Annotated in this window: 17 protein-coding genes; 13 read left to right on the forward strand and 4 right to left on the reverse strand. The window is 59.0% G+C overall.

Annotated elements, in window-relative coordinates; all coding sequences use genetic code 11:
- Nucleotides 1-373: 373 nt before the first annotated feature.
- From FS804_RS23210 to FS804_RS23240, 7 genes are all read left to right on the forward strand, one after another.
- A complete protein-coding gene (locus FS804_RS23210; protein WP_063947024.1) occupies nucleotides 374-1111 on the forward strand; it encodes a prolyl oligopeptidase family serine peptidase in 738 nt (245 codons plus the stop codon).
- A gap of 195 nt (nucleotides 1112-1306) precedes the next feature.
- Nucleotides 1307-2377: a LacI family DNA-binding transcriptional regulator gene (locus FS804_RS23215; protein WP_144579163.1), complete on the forward strand. Its 1071-nt coding sequence runs from the start codon at nucleotides 1307-1309 to the stop codon at nucleotides 2375-2377.
- A 5-nt stretch (nucleotides 2378-2382) separates the two neighbouring features.
- On the forward strand, nucleotides 2383-3984 hold the full coding sequence (locus FS804_RS23220) for an FAD-dependent oxidoreductase (RefSeq protein WP_144579210.1): 1602 nt from the start codon (nucleotides 2383-2385) through the stop codon (nucleotides 3982-3984).
- 49 nt (nucleotides 3985-4033) lie between these two features.
- Nucleotides 4034-5305: a sugar ABC transporter substrate-binding protein gene (locus FS804_RS23225; protein WP_144579164.1), complete on the forward strand. Its 1272-nt coding sequence runs from the start codon at nucleotides 4034-4036 to the stop codon at nucleotides 5303-5305.
- Nucleotides 5306-5315: 10 nt separating this feature from the next.
- The gene (locus FS804_RS23230) at nucleotides 5316-6248 is read left to right on the forward strand and encodes a carbohydrate ABC transporter permease (protein ID WP_112637208.1); all 933 of its coding nucleotides are present in this window, start codon (nucleotides 5316-5318) and stop codon (nucleotides 6246-6248) included.
- On the forward strand, nucleotides 6238-7080 hold the full coding sequence (locus FS804_RS23235) for a carbohydrate ABC transporter permease (RefSeq protein WP_006697331.1): 843 nt from the start codon (nucleotides 6238-6240) through the stop codon (nucleotides 7078-7080). Before FS804_RS23230 ends, FS804_RS23235 begins: the two co-directional genes overlap by 11 nt.
- A 17-nt stretch (nucleotides 7081-7097) precedes the next feature.
- Complete coding sequence (locus FS804_RS23240) at nucleotides 7098-8150, forward strand: ABC transporter ATP-binding protein (RefSeq protein ID WP_144579165.1); 1053 nt, start codon at nucleotides 7098-7100, stop codon at nucleotides 8148-8150.
- Between the two features lie 60 nt (nucleotides 8151-8210).
- Here the strand turns inward: FS804_RS23240 and FS804_RS23245 are convergent, their stop codons facing one another.
- Genes FS804_RS23245 through FS804_RS23260 form a run of 4 tightly spaced genes read right to left on the reverse strand, consistent with a single transcriptional unit; the run spans nucleotide 8211 to nucleotide 11701 of the window.
- A complete protein-coding gene (locus FS804_RS23245; protein ID WP_144579166.1) occupies nucleotides 8211-8948 on the reverse strand; it encodes an ABC transporter ATP-binding protein in 738 nt (245 codons plus the stop codon).
- Nucleotides 8945-9790, reverse strand: a complete 846-nt coding sequence (locus FS804_RS23250; RefSeq protein WP_144579167.1) for an ABC transporter ATP-binding protein — start codon at nucleotides 9788-9790, stop codon at nucleotides 8945-8947. The genes FS804_RS23245 and FS804_RS23250 overlap by 4 nt, the downstream gene beginning before the upstream one ends.
- Nucleotides 9777-10676 carry an ABC transporter permease gene (locus FS804_RS23255; RefSeq protein WP_034497999.1) on the reverse strand — a complete coding sequence of 300 codons (900 nt, stop codon included), beginning with the start codon at nucleotides 10674-10676 and terminating at the stop codon, nucleotides 9777-9779. Before FS804_RS23255 ends, FS804_RS23250 begins: the two co-directional genes overlap by 14 nt.
- On the reverse strand, nucleotides 10673-11701 hold the full coding sequence (locus FS804_RS23260) for an ABC transporter permease (protein WP_022563795.1): 1029 nt from the start codon (nucleotides 11699-11701) through the stop codon (nucleotides 10673-10675). Before FS804_RS23260 ends, FS804_RS23255 begins: the two co-directional genes overlap by 4 nt.
- A 206-nt stretch (nucleotides 11702-11907) precedes the next feature.
- Here FS804_RS23260 and FS804_RS23265 point away from each other — a divergent pair, with 206 nt between their 5' ends.
- The 6 genes from FS804_RS23265 (at nucleotide 11908) to FS804_RS23290 (ending at nucleotide 20331) form a co-directional block, all read left to right on the forward strand.
- Nucleotides 11908-12621 (forward strand): FadR/GntR family transcriptional regulator, encoded by a 714-nt coding sequence (locus tag FS804_RS23265; protein ID WP_004444769.1) that lies wholly within the window; start codon nucleotides 11908-11910, stop codon nucleotides 12619-12621.
- Between the two features lie 67 nt (nucleotides 12622-12688).
- Entirely contained in the window at nucleotides 12689-13669 is a 981-nt protein-coding gene (locus FS804_RS23270; protein ID WP_144579168.1) for a mannonate dehydratase, read from the forward strand.
- Between the two features lie 124 nt (nucleotides 13670-13793).
- Entirely contained in the window at nucleotides 13794-15332 is a 1539-nt protein-coding gene (locus FS804_RS23275; RefSeq protein ID WP_246665946.1) for an ABC transporter substrate-binding protein, read from the forward strand.
- A gap of 272 nt (nucleotides 15333-15604) precedes the next feature.
- Nucleotides 15605-16708: a hypothetical protein gene (locus tag FS804_RS23280; protein ID WP_144579170.1), complete on the forward strand. Its 1104-nt coding sequence runs from the start codon at nucleotides 15605-15607 to the stop codon at nucleotides 16706-16708.
- Nucleotides 16709-16895: 187 nt separating this feature from the next.
- Nucleotides 16896-19235 (forward strand): EAL domain-containing protein, encoded by a 2340-nt coding sequence (locus FS804_RS23285; protein WP_144579171.1) that lies wholly within the window; start codon nucleotides 16896-16898, stop codon nucleotides 19233-19235.
- Nucleotides 19236-19437: 202 nt separating this feature from the next.
- A complete protein-coding gene (locus FS804_RS23290) occupies nucleotides 19438-20331 on the forward strand; it encodes an SDR family oxidoreductase (protein WP_144579172.1) in 894 nt (297 codons plus the stop codon).
- Nucleotides 20332-20372: the final 41 nt, after the last annotated feature.

Consider the following 20372-nt stretch of genomic DNA (forward strand, 5'->3'; position numbering starts at 1 on the left):
CTGCCCGAAAACGGCGGGCGACTGAGCCTGCGCCGCCATGTCGCCTTCGTGCCGCAATGATTAGCAAAGACTCAAACAGCAAGCCAGAACAAATGCTGAACGCAAAAGCCTTGCTGCGCAAGTCCGGTTGGCGCCATCACCTGACAGCTCGATTTCCGAAGTCTCTTCCGCGAATGTTGCCTCAGGAGCGGAAGCGGATATGCTGGCGTCGCATCGCCGGAAATCAGATGAGGCAGTTGTCTCATTGGCCTGAAATGATGAGATATTTCATGTTTTCCGACGCGCTTTTCCTGCTTTTTCCGGGAGCGTTGAACCCGATCGGATTTAACGGTCATTACCCCCGAAGAGGCTTATTCACTGGGAGGAAAAAATCATGAGACGACTTAAATTCTGCCTGATCGCTCTGGCCGCAATCGCTGCCTCGACATTCGCACAGGCCGAACAGAAAGCGATGAAATCCGATGTCACCATCGCTTCTGACCTCAACTACCTGCTTTATACGCCCAAGGATTACGCCGGCTCGAACAAGACCTATCCTCTTGTCGTCTGGCTGCATGGCGGCGATCAGGGCGGCAGCGACGTCGAAAAGCTACGGTCGAGCGGCTTGCCAAAAATGATAGAGGACGGACGTGAGTTTCCCTTCCTGGTGTTTTCACCCCAAAATCCGAGTGAGGAACTACTTTATCCGATCGAGCGTGTTGCAAGCGTTCTTGAGGCGGTGGTGGCCAACCATCGGGTCGACCGGGAACGGATCTATCTGATCGGCTACAGCCGGGGAGGGTTCGGCGCATGGTCCATGGCAGAGCAGTTTCCTCAAACTTTCGCCGCGGTGGTTCCGATTGCCGGCGGCGGCATTCGGCACTACCTCAATCGAACGAACGAGAAGGCGGCTTTCTGGGCCTTTCATGGTGCAGATGACGAGGTGATCCCGCTGTCCGATACGGTGGTGCTTGTGCAACGTCTTAAGGAGCTGAAACGCAATGTTCGGCTTACGGTGTTTGAGGACACGGACCATCAGGCGGTCGAGGGAAAGGTGCTGAACGACGAGGCGATGTGGACTTGGTTGCTTGAGCAGAAGCTTGCGGGCGAAAAAGCATCCTCGAATCCGTAAATCCGAGCCAACCGCTGTTTCTTACAGCTGACATTGCCGCTTCTGCCGCGTTTTGCCATTGCAGCGCAGGCTGCGATAATCCGCTACCCCTCAGCGAATGCACTTTATCGCTTGACTCCCTACGCGGAGATGGTGCTAATACGCATTAGCTGCTAATACGTATTAGCAAATATCGGATGTCGGGGAGGGCATCGGTTGACTACTCACAGACGTCTCACGCAGAACGATATTGCCAAGCTTGCCGGTGTCAGCCAGGCAACGGTGTCGCTTGTTCTGAACGGCGCGCCGGCAGCGGTCGCGCGCATCCCGGACGAAACCCGGGAAAGGGTGCAGGCCGTCATTCGCCAGACCGGTTATGTTGCCGATCCGATTGCGCGGCGCATGGCCAAGGGGCTGAACCGGATCCTCGGCGTTTTCACCTATGAGCCAGCATTCCCGAGCGCCCAGGCTGACTTCTTCACGCCCTTTCTGCTGGGCATCGAAGAAGAGGCGCAGCAGCAGGCTTATGATCTTCTGCTGCTGACGAGCGCCGGTGTCGGCGATAACCGCAAGATTTTCTCGGAAGGCAACAGGCTTCGGATTGCGGACGGCTGTCTGGTTCTCGGCCGCGAGTTCGATCGCAAGGAACTCGCCCGGCTGGTTTCGGAAGACTATCCCTTCGTCGCGATCGGCCGCCGTGAAGATGCCGGTGGTCCGGTTCCCTATGTCGGCGGTGACTACGCCGCGGGAACGCGTCAGCTCGTCGAAGACGCCATCGCGCTGGGACACACCAGGCTCGCCTATATCGGACCTCATGGTCCGGCAGAATCGATTGCCGATCGCTGGCAAGGTTTCAGCGCGGCGCTCGCAGATGCGGCCACGATTGCCCTGCATATCAAGGCGGTCAACCGGCCGGCCGAGAAAATACTCGATGCCATCATTGAGAGCGGGGCAACAGTCGCCTTCTTCATAGAATTGGCCGATGCCGTGCGCGTAGAGGCGCTGGCGCGGGCGAGGGGGCTTGTCGTGCCGGACGCATTTTCGATGATCGTGCTTGGCAGCCATATCAGGGCCGCACGCAGTCCCGTGCGTTTCACCTCCTATGAAATTCCGCGCGAGGAGATGGGGCGGCAGGCAACCGCCATGCTGGTCAACCGCATCGAGACCGGCAGCGCCGGTGGGCAGATCCTTCTCAAATGTGAACCCGTCAAGGGAGAGACGTTGGGGCCGGCCCCGACCGGCTCGGCAAACAAGTCCTCAGTCAACAAAACGGATGTGACGTCGTGAAAGACATGAAAGCAGATATTCTCGTGGTCGGTGGCGGCCTTGGCGGCGTAGCGGCGGCACTGGCGGCCGCACGAGCGGGCAAACGCGTGATCATGACCGAAGAATACGACTGGATCGGCGGCCAATTGACCAGTCAGGCCGTTCCCTCGGACGAGCATACATGGGTCGAACAGTTCGGCATCACCCGTTCCTACCGGGCGCTGCGCAACGGTGTGCGGCAATATTATCGAGACCATTATCCGCTGACGGAAGGCGCGCGCGCGTGGGGCGACCTTAATCCGGGCGGCGGATGGGTGAGCCGCATCTGCGCCGAGCCGCGTGTCAGCCTCGCGGTCATGGAAAGCATGCTGATGCCCTACATTGGCGCAGGTCGCCTGACTATACTCAAGCCCTGGCGTCCTGTCGCGGCCGATGTGGACGGCGACCGGGTTCGCTCCGTGACCCTCCGCCGTCGCGACAGCGGCGCTGAAATCGTCATATCGGCCGATTACGTACTCGACGCCACCGAACTTGGCGATCTGTTGCCGATGACCGGCACGGAATATGCCAAGGGTTTTGAGGCGCAGTCGGACACGGAAGAACCGAGCGCGCCAGAGCACGCTCAACCGGACAATGTGCAGGCTGTCTCAATCTGCTTTGCCATTGACCACGTCGATGGCGATCAGACGATCGACAAGCCTGAGAACTACGACTATTGGCGCTCTTATCAGCCGCATTTCTGGGGTGGTCCGCTCCTCGGCTTCACTGCGCCGCATCCGCGCACGCTGGAGCATACCACCCGCACCTTCACGCCAAATCCCGATGATAATCCCCTGCTGGTCGATGCCGACCAGCGCAAGGGCGGCGGTGATGAGAATCTCTGGATTTTCCGGCGCATCGCGGCGCGAAAAAACTTTGCGCCCGGCTTCTACCAATCGGATATCTGCCTCGTGAATTGGCCGATGATCGATTACATGGATGGCACGATCATCGATGTGACCGAGGCAGAAAAGGCGCGCCACCTGAAGGCGGCGGCAGATCTTTCTTATTCGGTCTTTTACTGGCTGCAGACGGAAGCGCCGCGCCTTGATGGCGGACATGGGTTCCGCGGGCTTCGGCTGCGTGGCGATATCACCGGCACCGACCACGGGCTCGCCATGGCTCCCTATATTCGCGAAAGCCGCCGTATCAAGTCGGTGACGCGCATCGTCGAGCAGGATCTTTCCTACACGGTTCGCGGCGAAAGAGGCGCGGTCCGCTATCGCGACAGCATCGGTATCGGCATGTACCGCATCGACCTGCATCCATCGACAGGCGGCGACAACTATATCGACGTGCCATCTTGCCCGTTTGAAATACCGCTCGGTGCGCTGATCCCGCAGCGGGTGAGAAACCTGATCCCGGCCGGCAAGAACATCGGCACGACGCATATTACCAATGGTTGCTACCGCCTGCATCCAGTCGAATGGAACATCGGCGAAGTGGCCGGGATGCTTGCGGCGCACTGCCTGGAAAATGGCCTCACGCCGCATCAGGTGCAGGAAGACGATGATCGCCTGGAAGCGTTTCAGACGCAGCTGACCCGTCAGGGCATCGAAATACGCTGGCCTGATATCGCGGCCTATTAGGACGGCGGTTTGTCGTCTCATCGAACCCATCTTTGGAGGAGGACCGGGAATGAACAATCATTTTAAACTGAAATCCACGGCCTGTGCGCTTGCCCTGGTCGGCTCGCTTGCGTTTGCGGGCGGAGCGATTGCGCAGGATGCGGTTAATCTGCGCATGACGATCTGGAGCGCCAACGAGGCGCATCTCAAGCTCTTCAACGAGATCGCAGCCGGTTTCAAGAAGGATCATCCAAATGTCAGCGTGACTTATGAGTCCCTGCCTTTCGATACCTACACGACTGCACTCACCACACAGATCGCGGGCGGCAACGCACCTGACATGGCCTGGATTTTCGAGACGTCGGCTTATGATTTTGTCAAGTCCGGGGCGCTCTACCCGCTGACGGACACACTGAAGGCTGCGCCGGGATATAATCTTGAGGAGGTCGGTGCCGGCGCCACGGAACGCTGGTCGCAGGACGGTACGCTTTACGCCTATCCGTTTTCGACCTCGCCCTTCGCCGTCTTCGTCAATAACGATCTTATCAAGGCTGCCGGTGCCAAGACCCCTGCCGACATGATCGCTGCCGACGAATGGACGTGGGACAACGCCATCGCAACCGCGTCGGCTGTCGCCAAGACCGGAAAGGGCGGGCTTGTCGTCCGCGATTTCAATTACCAGAGCTGGCAATACCTCACCTCCGTCTGGAATGGCTGGGGGGCTTCACCCTGGAGCGCTGACGGCGCCACCTGCACCATGGCGGAAAAGCCGATGGCGGATGCTATTTCGTTCATCCACGACGCCATCTTCGACAAGAAGGCCATTCCGGGCCCCGGCGAGACGGTCGATTTCTTCGCTGGCAATGCGGCGATGACGATTACGCAGATCAGCCGCGCCTCGCTTCTGCCGAAGGACAAGCCATTTGCCTGGGACCTCGTGCCTCTTCCGAAGGGCCCTGCCGGCGATTATGCGCTGATCGGCCAGGCGGGTATCGGCGTCATGCAATCAGGCAAGAATGCCGAGACCGCGGCGCAATTCGTGGCTTACATGACCAATCCGGAAAATTCCGCCAAACTCAGCCAGTTCTTCCCTTCAGCGCGCAAGTCTTTGCTGAATGCGCAGGTGCTGAAAAAGACGAACCCGCTGCTCAGCGAGGAGCAGATCGAAAAGGTTGTCATCTCCGGCATCTCGACCGGCAAGGTCATGCCCGGCCACACCGGTTTCGCGCAGATCCAGCAGATCGTGCGTTCGAACCTCGACGCCGTCTGGCGGCCGCAGGCTGATGTGGCCGGTGCGCTTCAAAAAATCTGCGGCCAGATCGGGCCGCTCTTGAAGCGCTGAGGAGAAAACCATGGCTGTCGCGCAGGATATTGCCCGTACTCAGGAGCGTCCGGCCCCGGCGTTCTGGACCATCGCGCGGCGCGACAGTCTTGCGGGCTTCCTGTTCATCGCCCCGCAGCTGATCGGTATCGTCATCTTCGTTCTGATCCCGCTCGGGCTGGTGTTCTGGTATTCGCTGCATGAATGGAATGTGCTCGCCAACACCTTCACCTATACGGGTGCGCAGAACTACCGGATGTTGGTCGAGGACGACAATCTTCGCGACGTCCTTGGCGCGACGGCGATTTTTTCGGCCGGGCTCGTCGTGTTCAACCTGTCACTGGCGCTGCTTCTGGCCGTATTGCTGAACCAGAAACTGGCTGGCATCGCGATATTCCGGACGCTGTTTTTCTCGCCTGTCGTCGTTTCGCTGGTTGCCTGGACTATCGTCTGGGGGTTCCTGTTGCAGAAAAATGGCGGCATCAACGGCATGTTGCTGATGGTCGGCATCGAAGGCCCCAACTGGCTGCGCGAGGAAACGACCGCGATGATTTCAGTCATCGTCGTGCAGGTCTTCAAGAATGTCGGGCTTAACATGATCCTGTTTCTGGCAGCACTTCAGGGTGTGCCGAAAGAACTTTACGAAGCCGCCCGCATCGATGGCGCGCCCGCCTTCAAGCAGTTTCGTCGCATTACCCTGCCGCTGATCAGCCCGACGATCCTGTTAACCTCGATCATTACGATTGTTGGCTCGCTGCAGGTTTTTGCGCAGATCGCAGTTCTGACCCAGGGGGGGCCGGGTCTCTCGACCACGGTGCTGGTCTATTACCTCTATCAGCAGGCCTTCCAGTTTCATTTCTTTGGCTACGGCTCGACGCTGTCCATCCTGCTGTTTGTGATCGTCGCCGTACTGACCTTCGCCCAGTGGCAGATGCGCAAGAGGATCGTCTTTTATGAAAGCTGACCTTTCCCCACGCATGCAGGTCGCTCTTTACGGGGTGTTGTGCGTGCTCCTGATCCCGTTCGTTTTTCCGACCTGGTGGATGGTGACGTCATCGATCAAGCCGATCAGTGATATCTTCGCCTTCCCGCCGCAATTCTTCCCGCAAAACCAGGACTGGACGAGCTATTCCAAGGTCTTCGAGTTGCAGCCTTTCGTGCGGCAATACTGGAATTCCGCCTATATCGCAGCTGTCGTGACGGCAGGAACGATGATCATATCGTCCATGGCAGGTTATGCATTTGCGCGGATCCGGTTTCCGGGCGCAAATCTCATTTTCATGGTCGTGCTGCTTGGCCTGCTCATTCCGTCGGAAGTAACGATCGTGCCGCTGTTTCAGATGTTTCTGAAGGCGGGCATGGTCAACACACACTGGCCACTCATTCTTGTGCCGATCTTCGGTGCGCCCAGTGTCTTTGCCACTTTCGTCATGCGGCAGTTCTTCGTGACGCTGCCCGCCGAGCTCGAGGAGGCGGCGCGTGTCGATGGTCTCGGGCGCTTCAAGATATTCCGCAAGATCGCGCTGCCGCTGGCAAAACCGGCGCTGGCCTCGGTCGCGATCTTCACCTTCCTGCACTCCTGGAACCTGTTCCTTGAGCCCATCGTCTTTCTCTCCAGCGCAGAGATGTTCACGCTGCCGCAGGCGCTGACCCAATATACCGACGCCTATGGCGGACCGATGTGGAATATCCAGCTTGCCGCAGCGACGCTGACGGCGCTGCCCGTGCTCATCGTCTTCGTGATTGCCCAGAAGCAGTTCGTCGAAGGCCTCGCCCATACCGGCCTTAAGGGCTAAAGAACCGGATTTAATCGATGGCTAACGTAACCCTGTCCGACATCCGCAAAAGCTATGGCGCGGTAAAAACCATTCACGGCGTCGATCTCGATATCGGGGATGGCGAATTTGTCGTCCTCGTCGGACCCTCCGGCTGCGGCAAGTCGACCCTGCTGCGGATGGTCGCCGGTCTCGAAACGATCACGGGTGGTGAACTCAAGATCGGCGAGCGGATCGTGAACGATCTCGATCCCAAGGACCGCGACATCGCCATGGTGTTCCAGTCATACGCACTTTATCCGCATATGACGGTCGCAACCAATATGGGCTTTTCGCTGGAGCATCGCGGCTCAAGCAAACAGGAAATCGCCGAGAAGGTGAACTGGGCGGCGGAGATCCTTGGTCTCACCGCATTGCTCGACCGTTATCCCCGCCAGCTCTCTGGCGGTCAGCGCCAGCGTGTTGCAATGGGTCGCGCCATCGTTCGCAATCCGCAGGTGTTCCTGTTCGACGAGCCCCTCTCAAACCTTGATGCCAAACTGCGCGTCGTGATGCGTGGCGAGATCAAGGCCTTGCATCAGAAACTCAGGACCACCACCATCTATGTGACGCATGACCAGGTGGAGGCGATGACGATGGCTGACAGGGTGGTCGTGCTGAACGGCGGCCGTGTCGAACAGGTCGGCACGCCGCTCGACCTTTACGACCGTCCGGCAAACCAGTTCGTTGCCGGCTTCATAGGCTCACCTTCCATGAATTTTCTGCCCGGCGTGATATCGCAAGCCGGTTTTGAAACGGGCGGTGTGGTCTTGCCATTGCCGGCAGCTGCCGCCGCTCTTGCGGGAAAAGGGGCGACTTATGGCATCCGGCCCGAGCACCTCGCCCTTGATCCCTCGGGCGTACCGGCCGAGATCCTGCTCGTCGAACCGCTGGGATCGGAAACGCAGGTCACCATGACCCTGGGTGGTTCGCGGGTGCTCGGCGTTTTCCGCGAACGCATAGGCCAGGCGGTCGGCGAGGAGATAAGGATATCCCCGTCTTTGGACGGCATTCATCTGTTTTCGGACGAAAACGGCAATCGGCTGAACTGAGACCCGGCGAGCGTCCAGACAGGTCCGGCCGCGGCATTGCCATCTCCGCGGCCGGTCATTTCAAAGAAAGCTGCTTTCGAACAGCTCGCCTGAATAGGCGGCATGGGTAACGCCGGCTTCAAGGTCGGCCTTGGTCAGCTCATCCACAAAAACGCCGTTCTGCATCACCAGCACGCGGTCACACATATGGGCGATGACAGCCAGATCGTGACTGACGAGAACAAAGGTCAGATCGCGTTCTTCGCGCTGGTCGGCAAGAAGGTTGAGGATTTCGGCCTGGATGGAAACGTCGAGCGCGGATGTCGGCTCGTCGAGCAGCAGGATCGGTGGTTCGAGGATCAGCGCGCGGGCGATTGCCACGCGCTGGCGCTGACCGCCGGAAAGTTCATGCGGGAAGCGCTCGGCAAAATGCGCAGGCAGGCCAACCTGTTGCAGGGCGGCGGGAACCTTCGACCAGCCGTCGCCAAGCCCCATGGCGCGGATGGGCTCGGCAAGTGCCCGACCGATGCGGTGGCGAGGATGCAGCGAACCGTAGGGATCCTGAAACACCATCTGGGCCAGTTTCAGTTCGTCGCGGCTGCGGGTCTTGCCGACCGGTTTTCCATTAAAGCTTATCGAGCCGGTCCAGCCGGCTTCCAGCCCCGCCAGCGAGCGCAGCAAGGTCGATTTGCCGCAGCCGCTTTCGCCGACAATTCCGAGGGTTTCGCCTTTGTTGACCGTAAGGCTGACGCCGCGTACGACGTGGTTACGTTTTTCCTTGGCGCCGTAGACGACGTCGAGCTTGTCTACCGTGATCATCGCATCACCTCCGCATCGATTGCCTGACGATCCAACACCTTGAGGCGCCTGACCGGATTGCGGGGATCGGGCATGGCCGCGATCAGGCCGCGCGTATAGGGATGCCGCGCATCTTCAAGCTTCGTCAGCGTTTCCACGACGCGCCCGCCATACATGACCAGCACGCGTTCGCAGAAGGCAGCCACCATGCGGATGTCGTGGCTGATGAGGATCAGGCCCGAATTGTTCTCGCGCACCATCTCGTCCAGAAGCAGAAGTACATCCTTGCGCACGCTGACATCGAGGGCCGAGGTGGGTTCGTCGGCGATGACAAGTTTCGGCTTGGCGAGCAGCATCATGGCGATCATCACCCGCTGCCCCATGCCGCCCGATATCTGGTGCGGATAAAGCGCCATGACGCGGTCGGGATCGTTGATACGCACGCGCAGCAGCATGTCGCGCGCAGCAGCCCTTGCCGCCTGACCGGTAAGCGCCAGATGCAGTTCGGCGGCTTCCGCCACCTGTTTGCCGATGGGCAGCACCGGGTTCAGCGAATAACGCGGGTCCTGCATGATCAGCGCCATCTCGCTGCCGCGGATCGCGCCCATCTGCCGTTCGGGTTTTGTGAGCAGCGGTTCGCCAAGAAAATCCATTTTCTCCGCCGTCACTGTCGCGTTCTTCGGCAAAAGGCGCATCGCGGCCCGGCCGGTGGTGGATTTTCCGGAACCGGATTCACCGACGATACCGACCCTTTCGCGGCCAACGTCGAAATTGACGTTGGAAACGGCGGAAATGGCCTTGCGCCCAAAACGGACATTGAGGTCGCGTACCGAGAGTATGGTAGTGCTGTCAGGAACGGGCATGACGCGGATCCAGAAGGTCGCGCAGCGTATCGCCGGCGATGTTGAAGGCAAGGCTCGTCAGCAGGATGGCAATGCCGGGCATGACGGCGACCCACCAGTAATCGAGCATGAATTTGCGGCCGCTGGAGATCATCGCACCCCATTCAGGCAGCGGCGGTTGCGCCCCAAGGCCGAGAAAACCGAGCGAAGCAGCCGTCAGGATGATGCCCGCCATGTTCAGCGTGAGGCGAACGATGACCGAGGGAATGCACATCGGCGCGATATAGAGAAACAGGATGCGCAGCGGCGAGGCACCGTAGAGGCGGGCGGCGGCCACATAATCGGTGTTTCGCACCACCAGTGCTTCCGCGCGGGCGAGACGCGCAATCGGTGGCCACGCCGTCAGCGAGATCGCGATGATCGCTGTTCCGAGACCGGCTCCCATCGCAGCTGCAAAGGCAAGTGCGAGCACGAGCGAGGGGAAGGAGAGGACGATATCGGTCGCGCGCATTAAGATGGCATCGGTGCGCCCGCCGAAGAAACCCGCCATGACGCCAATCGCAAGGCCGATCGGACCAACGATGACCGAGACCGACAGGACGGTCTGGATGGTGATGCGGGTGCCGTAGACGAGCCGGCTGAAAATATCGCGGCCAAATTCGTCGGTTCCTGCCAGATGCGCCCAGCTTGGCGGCTGAAGCGCGTTTTCAAGCGCCTGACGAGCAGGATCGTAAGGCGCAATGAGCGGAGCGAAAATGGCGACCAGAACCAGAACCGCCAGAATGGCGAAGCCGAACATCCCAAGTGGCTCGTCTGCGAGCTTTCTAAGTGTCCGCACGGTTGTGGTCGACAGGCGCGACAGGACGCCGGGGCGATCAACGGTATTGTTTTGCGCGATATCGGTCATCGTGCGGCCTCCCGTGTGCGGGGATCAAGCGTGGTGTAGGCCAGATCGGCGAGGAAGTTGAGCAACATGAATATGAAGCCGATGACGATCGTGGCGGCGAGGATTGCATTCATGTCGCCGATGAGCAGCGCATTGGTCATGTATTGGCCGATGCCCGGCCAGGAAAAGACGATCTCGGTCACCACGGCGCCTTCCAGCAGATTGCCGTAGGAAATTGCCAGAACGGTGATGAGCTGCACGGCGATATTGGGCAGTACATGGCGTGTTATCGTGCGTGCGGGACTGACACCTTTTGCCCGCGCCGCGATGACATAGTCCTGGCTCAGCTGTTCGAGGGTGAAGGCCCTCGTCATGCGGGTGATATAGGCCATGGCCATATAGGCAAGGATGACGGCCGGCAGGATGATATGCCCGAGCGCGTTCCAGAAGATTTCCGTCTCGCCCGCAAGCAGGCTGTCGACCAGCATCAGGCCGGTTCTGGGTTCCACAAGACCCTCGTAGAACACGTCCACCCGGCCGGGCCCTCCGACAAGATTGAGACTGGCATAAAAAATGACGAGCCCGACAATGCCGAACCAGAAGACAGGTATCGAATGTCCAACCAGCGCAAAGACACGCGCGAACTTGTCGATGAACGTATCGCGAAACAGGGCTGCGGCAAGACCGAGGGGAACGCCGATGATCGTCGAGATGATGATCGCCAGCGTCGCGAGTTCGAAGGTTGCGGGGAAGGCCTGCGCCAGATCGCGCGTCACGGGATTGCCCGTCAGGATCGCGATACCGAAATCCCCATGCAGCAGACCACGCAAGTAAATGAAGAACTGCTGATAAAGTGGCAGATCAAGGCCAAGCCGCGCCCTCATGGCCTCATAGGCTTTTGGATCGGCAAGCTCGCCGACGATTGCTCCGACCGGATCGGTCGGCATCACACGGCCTATGATGAAGGTGATGCAGAGCAGGATGAAGAGGCTGACGATCAGTTGCAGAAAACGATGTCCAAGCCCGCGCAGTGAAATCTCCGTCATAGGTGGCCGCACTTTCTTGAGAGAAATCCGTCAGCGGCCGGCCCTTTGCCCGCTGCTCGCCGCAGACGCGCAATTCTCTTTTGTAAAAACTCTTGATGGTACTTCATCCCAACCCCTCCCTGAGTTAACATGAAAACATATGACGTGCCGCAATGTCATAATATGAGTAGCGAAGGGATTCGTATTCTGCAAGAGGGAAGACTGGCATGATTGGCGACAAAGCGAGGCCGCGGGAGAGGCGGGCGCAACAGATCATCGATAATCTCAGCGCAGAAATTCGCAGTGGAAAACTGAAAAATGGCGACCAGCTTCCCACGGAGCCGCAATTGGAACGCGCTTATGGCGTGAGCCGGACCGTGGTCCGCGAAGCGATTGCCGATTTGCGTTCCGCCGGTTACGTCGTCCCTATCCAGGGCAAGGGGGTTTTTGTCAGTAGCGACAGTGAATGGGCCGGCGTGAAGCTGACGCAGTCTGAAGTTGGCACCATTGCCGAGACGCTGGAAATGCTGGAGTTCCGCCTGGCAACGGAAGGGGAGGCGGCGGCGATCGCGGCCTATCGCCGGACGGCCCAGCAGGAAGCGGCAATCTCGGCGGCGCACCGGAAAATGGCCCGTGCCATCGACGCTGGCGAATCGACTGTCGATGCGGATTACGAATTCCATTCGGCCATCGCGACCGCGACCAATAACCGCTTCTATCTGGAGGCATTGCGCCAGTTCGGTTCACGCTCGATACCACGTGGGCAGTTCCCAACGCTGCCTGAAACCGGCGACGCGAATTATCTTCGCAAAGTCCAGGCCGAGCACGAGGCAATCCTGCGCGCCATCGTCGAGCAGGATCCCGATGCAGCCCGAAAAGCCATGCGTGAACACATGCTGGCAAGCCAACGGCGATACAGGCTGCTCTCGGAGGCGCAATAGCATCTCGACACTCATCTTATTTCATGCGATGTCATATGATGACTTGCATGGAGAGAGGAGAGAATCGATGTATGTCGGCACCCAGGTTGCTGCGCGCGATGATGAGGATTACAAGGTCTGGGCGCAGCTCGGCGTCAAAAACATCAGCGCGGATCCGCCCGGAGCACCCGCGAGCTGGACTTTCGAGGATTTCGAGCGCCACCGTGACAAGGTCGAAAGCTTTGGCCTTTTCCTTGATATGGTGCAACTGCCGTTGCCGTCCCGGCCCATCGAGCAGGCGTCGTATCCCGATATCCTGCTTGCCGGTCCAGATCGTGACCGGCAGATCGATGCCGTCTGCACGATGATCGAAAATATCGCGAGGGCTGGAATTCCTGCCGCGAAATACAATCTCAACCTCATTGGCATTCCGCGCACGGAGATGGAGCGCGGCCGTGGCGGTTCTCTCAACGAGGCTTGGCGCTGGGACAAGGCAGACCACGATGCCGCCCCGGGCCTCGCCGGCGTTCTGTCCCAAGACGAGAACTGGGAACGCATCGACTACTTCCTCGAACGCGTCGTGCCGGTTGCTGAAAGCAACAGGGTGCGTCTCGCCTGCCATCCCCATGATCCCTATACACCGCCGGGCTACAGGGGCGTCACCCGTGTGCTCGGAACAGTCGATGGGCTGAAGAAGTTCGTTCAGATGCGGGAGAGCCCTTATCACGGCCTGAATTTCTGCCAGGGGTCAATCGGCGAGATGCTTGATGATCCGCGCGAAGAGATCGACGACATCATCCGCTGGTTCGGCAGCCGCGACAAGATTTTCAACGTCCACTTCCGCAACATCAGCGGCGGAAAATTGTCCTTCATGGAGACTTTCCCCGATGAGGGAGACATGGACATGGTGCACTCCCTGAAACTCTATCACGAACTCGGTTATCGCTACATGATCATGCCGGACCATGTGCCGACGATTGCCGGGCGCGATCCCGTCGGCGTCGCATTCGCCTTCTGCTACGGCTACATCGCAGCCTTGATCGAAGCACTTGAGAACAAACATCTTTGACCGTTTTGGCCCGCGACGCCACGCTGCGTCGCGGCTTTTCCCGAACATCAATTACCGATCTGTAGGAGGAGCAGGTATGAAAAAAACGTTGATCCGTCTCGCATTCACCACCGTTCTTGGCGCTATGCTCGTGCAGGGATCGCCCGTCGCGGCCAAAACCCCCAATGACCAGCTGGTTATCGGCACGTCGCTGGCCCAGGTGCTGTCACTCGACCCCCATCAGGCCACCGAGGCAAAAGCCAACGAAATCATGGCCAATCTTTATGATCGCCTGATCTCGGTGGACGGTTCCGGCAAGGTTTCACCGCAGCTCGCCGAGCGCTGGGAAACTGATGAGAAAGGCATCACCTTTCATCTTCGCGAGGCTAATTTCGCCTCCGGTAACCCGGTGACCTCGGCCGATGTGGTTTATTCGCTCAGCCGCCTTCTGAAGATGAACCAGGCGGCCGCAGCGAACCTCAAGCGCGTGGGCTATAATGCCGACAATATCGACAAGCTGGTAAGTGCTCCGGATGAAAATACGGTTCGCGTCGATCTTTCGGGTGAAACGACTTCGGAATTGCTGCTCTATCGCCTCGCCATGGTCATTGCCAGCGTGGTCGACAGCAAGGAACTGAAGTCCCACGAGGTCAATGATGACTGGGGGAATGCATGGCTGAGAACGAATTCGGCCGGCTCCGGCCCGTTCACGCTCAACCGCTGGTCGCCGAATGAGATCATCATTCTGGAGGCGAATAAGGACTATGTGGCCGGCAGCCCCAAAATGCGCCGCGTCATCGTGCGGCATGTGCCGGAAAGCCAGGTTGAACGCCTGATGCTGGAGCGCGGCGATATCGACATCGCCAGCGCGCTGACGGCTGCGGATCTTGCGACCTTCAACAACAAGGACGGTTTCCAGATCCAGCGTGTGCCGACGGGCGGTTTTTACGTCCTGTCCATGAATGCCGGCAAGGAGCCCCTGTCCAACCCCAAGGTCCGCGAAGCGATCGCCTACGGCATCGACTACAAGGGCATGGAAAAAACCATCATGGGTCCCTACGGGCGGGCGCGCACGGTGCCGGTACCAGAGAATTTCGAGTATGCCATTCCGAGCCCGGATTGGAAGCTCGACGTGGAGAAGGGAAAAGCGCTCCTCAAGGAGGCCGGCTACGAGAACGGTTTCACGCTCAATCTGAAGACGATCGCGCAGACGCCGCGCATCGACCTTGCCACTGCCATTCAGGCCACGCTCAGCCAGATTGGTATCAAGGTCAATATCCAGCAGGGTAACGGCTCGGACGTGATTGCCGCGCACCGCGCGCGGGATTTTGATCTGCTCATCCCGCAGACCGGAGCCTACATGCCGAATGTTTTGGGCTCGATGGAACAGTTCTCCAGTAATCCGGACAACTCGCTTGCCGCCAACAACGCCGGCAATTTTGTCTGGCGCTCGGCCTGGGACATTCCGGAACTGACCGCGCTCACGGCAAAGGCGTCGCTCGAGCCTGATGCCAAGAAGCGCGGGGAAATCTACACCCAGATGCAGGAGATGTTCGTTGCGCAGAATCCGGCGGTGCTGCCGATGTTCGAGAGATTCGAGCCGATCGTGCTGAATACGCGCGTCAAGGATTATGTAGGCCATCCCAGCCAGACGACCCGGCTTGAAAACGTCACCAAGGACTGAACAACATCAGCAGGCTCTAAAACAATAGACGGGCGGCTTGACCGCCCGTTTATTCATGGATGGCCTCAGGAGCATTCCTGCACCTGCACTGAGCTCTTCCTAAACTTTGCGGTCCCTACAAGCAGGCCGGGAAAGAGTTTACAACTTTATCCCGTAATTTCAGGGGGTTTTCTCGAGAAGTTGATCGGTTTAGACCGACCGACAGCAATCTTCTCCACCTGGTGAGAGTCGCAGGCTCTGCCCGTCTACTCCCAAGAAATGCGTTGTCGACCATGAACCTTGCACAAATAAAACTTCCGTCGCGGCCTTTGACGCTGAAGCGTGGCGCCATTTCGGTGCCGGCCGCCTATTATTTCTCCGTACCCGTGCTTGTAGCAATCCTCGTCGTGATGCTTGTTGCAGAAGGGCCGGGCGTTATGCGCGATTATCGGATCAGCAAGGACCCAGTTGAGATCGAGAACGGCGATATCAGCGGTAGCTGCAAAACGCGAAAGGCAATCTTTACGACCTGCAAGGCAAATCTTTCCTACACCCATGAAGGGATGAGTTACAAAAAGGATGTCGAGGTGATGTTCGTTGACCTCCATTCTGGCGATTATGAAACCGGCCTGGTCATTTCAGCGAAAAATCCGGATCTTGCGACGATTTCTCTCGGCCTCGATATGCTGTGGAACCGCATCATCACGCTCGGCGTGTTTGTCGCCCTGCTTGGGTTCGGCACCCTGGCGATGCTATTTACCCTGATCCGCGTTTTGCGTGTCCGCCTTGGGCTCAGGCGTCCGGCGCCGTTGACTGCTATCCCAGTCGCCCTGACGGCCGTCGCGGAAAAACGCAGCCGTCTCTTCGTCACTTTTTCGGATACGGTCAGGGAGGCGAAGACCAAGCGTCAGTCCTTTGCCTATCTTGAGCGGGGCCGCATTCCCGTCGTCATCGACCATACAGGCAAGCACGATGTGGCGCTCGCGGTTCTGCAAGGCAATAGCCCGCTGCCTGTCCTGCTCGATGATCAACTGACGCAGATCGAGATGACGGACGCGGAAAGGGCGGAGGCTCTCGCGTCGCTTTCTCCGGTCGTCGTCAGTGAAACTCAGGAAGCAGCAGCGGCCCAAGCTGCGGCGACGAGGAAGGGGCCGGGGCTGGCGCGCAGGCTGCTTACCTTCGTCGCCATCGTAGCCGTGATCTTCGTTGCGGTGATGGGCTACTGGCTATGGTACGTCACCAGCGCCCCATCGCAATTCACCTCGCCCGGCATGGATATCAACAACATGCTGCCGACTGCACTCAACGAATGGGGCTGCGCCCGACTGCAGGAGCGTTTCGGCGATGGGCCGGCACCTTTCGGCTGCGCGGCGGCCGACTATCAAAGCTGGAAATAAGAATATCAGCTCCATCATTTGAGACCCGCCCGCCGAAAACACACCGTTTCGACGGGCCGGGCTCAGCGCGATTTTCCGACGCGAAAAAATATTGAAACAATTATCGATGGTTGTATTAGAGATTTATAAATAAAGCACTCCCATAGTGCCACCGTGAGCGGTTCTTCAGAGGCTGGGAGAGTGCATCATGTTCACGGTATTGGAATGCGTTGCTGTCCAGCACGATCATTTGGTCGTTCTGCTTTCTGCAATAATCTGCCTGCTCGGCATGTTTGCTTTTTTCCACCTTCTCTTGCGCGCTGAGGAAAGTTCGGCTGGCCGTAAGCCCTATTGGGTGGTGGTTGCCGCCTTCGCCGGGGGCTTGAGTGTCTGGGCCACGCACTTTGTTGCCATGCTTGCTTACAAAGGTGCGGTTCCGATCGGTTATGACTTCGCCTTCACAGCGCTGTCGGCCGTTCTCGCCGTCATTGGTTTCTGGCTGGCGCTCATGATACGAGTTACGGCTCGCTTTCGCGCCGCGGTTATCGGTACGCTGATTACGCTTTCGGTTGCCATCATGCATTTCGTCGGCATGGCCGGCATGGATGTCGCGGCGACGATAAGCTATCGATGGGGGGCGGTGCTCGGTGGTTTTGTGGTCGCCTGGGCTGTTTTTGTTCTCGCCTTTCACTGCTTCCATCGGCTCTCCTCCTGGAAACGTATTGCCGCGCCGGCGAGTGCGGCCATCTTAGGCATCTGCGCTTTGCATTTTACCGCTATGTCGGCCACAGTGCTGATACCAGATCCGTCCGTTGCAGGTCCGGATCCCGACAACGTCGCCCGATTGATCATGATCGCAGCTATATCAGGCGTCACCTTCCTCATCCTCGCCACCACAGCGATTGCGGCACTCGTTGATCGTTACCTCGTCGATCTCAAAGGGCTGGTCGACGCAACACTCGATGGTCTTGCCGTCGTCCGCGATGGGCGTATCGTCGAGTTGAACACGCGGTTTGCGGGGCTCCTTGGGCGGGACGAAGCATCACTGGTGGGTCGCAACCCTGACGATTTGTTCAAGGCGGTGGATGGAGAGCCAGCCTATCTGCCGCGCGATGTGCCCGTGGAAGCGATCCGCGAAAGGGGCGGGCAGACGCAGGTCTTTGAACTGAGCGTGCGTACGATCGAATATCGCGGCCACCCTTGTGAAGTCATGGCCATTCGCGACCTGACGGAAAAGCGGCAGGCGCAACGTGAAATCGAATATCTCGCGCGCCACGACGTTCTCACCGGTCTTGCGAACCGCACCATGTTCCAGACCCGCCTTCACCAGCAGATCGAGAATTGCAGCCAGGAGGATGAGTTCGCTTTGCTTGCGCTCGATCTCGACCGGTTCAAGGCCGTCAATGATATATTCGGCCATGCCGAAGGCGACCGCGTTCTCAAAAAGGTTGCCGCCATTCTCGATGAATGCACAAGGCTAGGCGACGTGGTTGCCCGCCTCGGCGGCGATGAGTTCGTGATCCTGACGACCCGGCAGACCAGAGCGGAGGAGGCGCGTCTGCTGGCCGAGACGGTCCTCGGCATGTTCGCGGTGAAGATGAATGTCGCCAGCGATCCGACGGCGGTCGGCGTCAGCATCGGCATCGCCGTGTTTCCACGGGATGGACACGATCAGGAGAGCATCATGCATGCCGCTGATCTCGCGCTTTACCGCGCCAAGTTGGGCGGGCGAGGCATCTTGTCTTTTTACGATCCCGTCATGGATCAGGAAGCGCGCGAGCGCCGCCAACTCGAAACGGATTTGCGCCTTGCCATCAACAGAGACGAACTGGTGCTGAATTATCAGCCGGTCCTGTCAGTCGAATGTGGCCAGGTCGTCGGTTATGAGGCGCTGGTGCGCTGGCAGCACCCGACACGCGGGGCCGTGCCACCGGATGTCTTTATTCCGATTGCGGAAGAGAGCGGCATCATCATCTCGCTTGGCGAATGGGTCCTGCGTGAGGCCTGCCGTCAGGCAGCCGGGTGGGCGCCGCATTTGAAGGTCGCGGTCAACGTATCGCCGCTGCAGTTTTCGCTGGCCAATCTCGGCCATGTCGTCTGCACGGTACTGATGCAGACCGGGCTTTCACCCAACAGGTTGGAGCTGGAGATTACCGAAGCGGCATTGCTGAAAGACCGCAAAACGACGCTGATCATTCTCAATCAGTTGAAAGCGCTCGGTGTGGCCATCGTCATGGATGACTTTGGCACCGGTTACTCGTCGCTCAGCAACCTGCAGAGCTTCCCCTTCGACAAGATCAAGATTGACCGCAGTTTCATCGCCGCCATGAGTGACGATGACAACGCCCGTGCGATCGTTCGCGCCGTTATTGGCCTTGGCCGCAGCCTTGATCTGCCGGTAACGGCAGAGGGGATTGAAACGGACGCGCAATATCGCATGGTCGTCGATGAGGGCTGCGCGCAGGCCCAGGGTTATCTTTTCGGAAAGCCGGATGTGGCCCCGACCCAGGTTGTCAAAAGCGCCGCACGGAAGCAACAATCCGTTTAATGGAGATGGCGGCGGCGACAGGAAGCCGTCGTCACCCCCGTCTCGATAATCTTTGGAACGAGAGCGAAGTCAGATCGTTAGGGTGGCGTGTGGCGCGTTGATGCTGCGGTTGCCCAATCGCAAACAGCGATCAGCATGGCGGGGTGTCCTTCCTCGTTGTCAGCGCGCCTCGGATGAACCTCTATCGATGGGAGAGACCGAGATGACAGACCGCCTCGAGCCGCAGGACCCGCGCAGCCAGTATCCGCGCCCACCCTTTTCGACACCTACCCAGGAAATGCCGGGTCTCGTCACGAACATGACGCCGTTTCCAGATCACGGCGAAAAAACTTACAAAGGCACAGGCAAGCTGACGGGGCGCAAGGCTTTGATCACCGGCGGCGACTCCGGCATTGGTCGTGCCGTCGCCATCGCCTTTGCAAGAGAGGGCGCTGACGTCGCGATATCCTACCTGCCGGAGGAAGAGTCCGATGCAGAAGAAGTCGTCACCCTCATCGAGGCGGAAGGCCGCATGGCGGTCGCGCTTCCCGGCGACATCACCGACGAGGCCTGGTGCCGTGAACTCGTAGAGAAAGCAGTCGGTGATCTTGGCGGCCTCGATATTTTGGTGATCAACGCCGCAAGGCAGCAGTTTCGTGAAGATATCGCAGAGCTTTCCACCGACGATTTCGACCGCACCATGAAGACCAACCTTTATGCGTTGCACTGGATTGCGCAGGCGGCGACCCCCCATCTCAAGCCTGGCTCTTCAGTCATCACCACCGCTTCCATCCAGGCCTATGAACCCTCCGCGATCCTCCTGGACTACGCGACCACCAAAGCCGGCATCGTTGCGTACACAAAGGCGCTCGCCAAACAGCTGATCGAGAAGGGTGTGCGCGCCAACGCCGTTGCTCCCGGCCCGTTCTGGACCGTGCTTCAGCCGAGCGGCGGTCAGCCGGACGAGAAGGTGGAAAATTTCGGCAAGGACAGCGATTTTGGCCGGCCGGGACAACCGGTGGAATTGGCGCCAGTTTACGTTCTGCTCGCCTCGCAGGATGCAAGCTTTATCAATGGTGAGGTTTATGGCGTAACCGGCGGCAGGGGAATTGCCTGAGGCAGTCCCGCGCAGTCGTTAGACGACCTTTGAGGGTGTCG

It is taken from the genome of Agrobacterium sp. DE0009 (assembly GCF_007680755.1).
Lineage (GTDB): Bacteria > Pseudomonadota > Alphaproteobacteria > Rhizobiales > Rhizobiaceae > Agrobacterium > Agrobacterium tumefaciens_B.

Coding starts and splice junctions, on each gene's coding strand:
- FS804_RS23245 (WP_144579166.1), bottom strand. CDS start 8,948: ATGATCACGGTAGACAAGCTCGACGTCGTCTACGGCGCCAAGGAAAAA.
- FS804_RS23275 (WP_246665946.1), top strand. CDS start 13,794: ATGCTCGTGCAGGGATCGCCCGTCGCGGCCAAAACCCCCAATGACCAG.
- FS804_RS23265 (WP_004444769.1), top strand. CDS start 11,908: ATGATTGGCGACAAAGCGAGGCCGCGGGAGAGGCGGGCGCAACAGATC.
- FS804_RS23210 (WP_063947024.1), top strand. CDS start 374: ATGAGACGACTTAAATTCTGCCTGATCGCTCTGGCCGCAATCGCTGCC.
- FS804_RS23260 (WP_022563795.1), bottom strand. CDS start 11,701: ATGACGGAGATTTCACTGCGCGGGCTTGGACATCGTTTTCTGCAACTG.
- FS804_RS23280 (WP_144579170.1), top strand. CDS start 15,605: ATGAACCTTGCACAAATAAAACTTCCGTCGCGGCCTTTGACGCTGAAG.
- FS804_RS23255 (WP_034497999.1), bottom strand. CDS start 10,676: ATGACCGATATCGCGCAAAACAATACCGTTGATCGCCCCGGCGTCCTG.
- FS804_RS23290 (WP_144579172.1), top strand. CDS start 19,438: ATGACAGACCGCCTCGAGCCGCAGGACCCGCGCAGCCAGTATCCGCGC.
- FS804_RS23230 (WP_112637208.1), top strand. CDS start 5,316: ATGGCTGTCGCGCAGGATATTGCCCGTACTCAGGAGCGTCCGGCCCCG.
- FS804_RS23285 (WP_144579171.1), top strand. CDS start 16,896: ATGTTCACGGTATTGGAATGCGTTGCTGTCCAGCACGATCATTTGGTC.
- FS804_RS23270 (WP_144579168.1), top strand. CDS start 12,689: ATGTATGTCGGCACCCAGGTTGCTGCGCGCGATGATGAGGATTACAAG.
- FS804_RS23250 (WP_144579167.1), bottom strand. CDS start 9,790: ATGCCCGTTCCTGACAGCACTACCATACTCTCGGTACGCGACCTCAAT.
- FS804_RS23235 (WP_006697331.1), top strand. CDS start 6,238: ATGAAAGCTGACCTTTCCCCACGCATGCAGGTCGCTCTTTACGGGGTG.
- FS804_RS23220 (WP_144579210.1), top strand. CDS start 2,383: ATGAAAGCAGATATTCTCGTGGTCGGTGGCGGCCTTGGCGGCGTAGCG.
- FS804_RS23225 (WP_144579164.1), top strand. CDS start 4,034: ATGAACAATCATTTTAAACTGAAATCCACGGCCTGTGCGCTTGCCCTG.
- FS804_RS23240 (WP_144579165.1), top strand. CDS start 7,098: ATGGCTAACGTAACCCTGTCCGACATCCGCAAAAGCTATGGCGCGGTA.